The organism is Streptomyces sp. NPDC055078 (assembly GCF_053607985.1).
Genome location: NZ_JBSGUP010001028.1, coordinates 1 through 1806, shown reverse-complemented (window position 1 = coordinate 1806; position 1806 = coordinate 1). Strand labels below are relative to the sequence as shown.

The 1806-nt window shown below is 71.9% G+C and carries 1 protein-coding gene; it reads left to right on the top strand.

Translation table 11 applies throughout. The annotated features are described in order from the left end of the window. Nucleotides 1-319 precede the first annotated feature (319 nt). Complete coding sequence (locus ACWF94_RS39805) at nucleotides 320-1774, top strand: MFS transporter (protein ID WP_453500068.1); 1455 nt, start codon at nucleotides 320-322, stop codon at nucleotides 1772-1774. Nucleotides 1775-1806: the final 32 nt, after the last annotated feature.

Below are 1806 nucleotides of genomic sequence, written 5' to 3'. Positions count from 1 at the left end.
GATGCCGCGGCCTTCCCGGTCGCCCGGGGCGTAGTCCTGCCTGCCTCTGCCTGTTGAGTCCCGCGTGCCTGTTGAGCCCTGTCAGGCATTCCCCGCCTCATACCTGCCGCATTGCGAAGGAGCGCGCCGCCGGGGCGCGGCCCGGGTGCGCGGGCAGGTGCGCGAGCCGGGTGCGCGGTGCCGGAACCTCTCTTCCCTGCCCGACCGAACAAACCGCATTGGTGGATGACGACTTCGGGTGGCTTCCGGCGGGCGTGACCGCGGCCGGCGGAGGGGTCGTCGCAACGTTCAGTTCCGTCTGCGACCAACAGGAGCACTCATGCAACCCTCGTCCCCCCTGCCCACACCGACCACCGCGGCACCGGCGGGTGCGGCCCGGCCCGGCTCGCCCCGAGGCACGCTCGTCGCCGTGGTGACCATGTTCTTCGCGTACATGATGCTGGAGAACGGACTCCCCGCCGCCTTCCCGACCATGCAGCAGGCCCTCGGTGTCTCCGCACCGGCGATCGCCTGGGTCTTCACCGGCCTGATGATGTCCAACGCCATTCTGACCCCGCTGAGCGGGAGGCTCGGCGACATCCGGGACAAGCGGACCGTCCTCATCGGTGCCATGGCCGCCGTCGCCGTGGGCACCCTCCTCCCCGCGCTCGCCGAGAACGTCGCCCTGCTGACCGCCGGGCAGATCCTGCAAGGCGCGGGCGGGGGATACATGGCACTGGCGGTCGGCCTGCTCAACGACACCCAGAGCCCCGAACGGGCCCGGACGGGCAACGGCTTCCTCTTCGCGGCGGGCGGTGTGGGGACGGTGGCGGGCCTCCTCATCACCGGAATCGTCCTCACCTCGCTGCCCTACACCTCCCTGTACTGGATCGCTTTCGCGGTCATGCTGATCGCCATCGCGGTGGCCTGGAAGTCCGTCCCCTCCGCCCCGCCGGCCAAGCGGGGCCGGGTCGACTGGACCGGTGCCGCCCTGTTCGCCGCCGGACTCGCGCTCGTGCTGCTCGGGATCACCCTGGCCGCCGACCACGGATGGGCCTCACCGCTGGTGCTGGGGATGATCCTGGGCGGGATCGCCGTCCTCGTGGCATTCGCGACCTTCGAGTTCCGTATCCCGGAACCCCTGGTCGAACTGCGCCTGCTGCGGAGCAGACCCGTGCTGCTGACCTGCGCGGTCGCCTTCGTCGCGGGGTTCGGGACGACCGCCCTGCTCATATCCATCCCGATGCTCGTCGCGCTGCCCGCCGCCACGGGGTACGGACTGGGCGGTACGGCCACACTCACCGGCCTCTACCTCCTCCCCCTCGGTGTCGTGTCGCTGATCGCCGCACCCCTCACCGGGCGGCTTGAGCGCCTCATCGGGGTCCGCCAGGTGATCGCCCTCTCGAACGCCGCGATGCTCGCCGCTGCCCTGATCCTGCTCGCGGTGCCCGACGCGCCCTGGGTGATCGCGGTGGCGTCCGGCCTGGTGGGGCTGACCATCGGAGTCGGGATGACCCAGGGCATGAACATCGTGATGGCGATCGTCCCCGCCGAGCGGGTCGCCAGCGTCAGCGCGCTCTCGCTCGTCGCCCGGTCGGTGGGCGGCGCACTGGGCTCCCAGATCAGCGCCGGGCTCATCGCGGGCTCCACCATCGCCGGCACCCCGCTGCCGGCCTGGGACGGCTTCGCCGCCGCCTTCCTCGTACTCGGCGGTGTCGGCCTCGTCGCACTCCTGCTGAGCCTGGTGTTCCCGGCCCGCCTCGCACCGCGTGACGCCGCGGAACGCGCGATGTAGACGCGGCGCGGCACCGCCGTACGCGGCCGGGG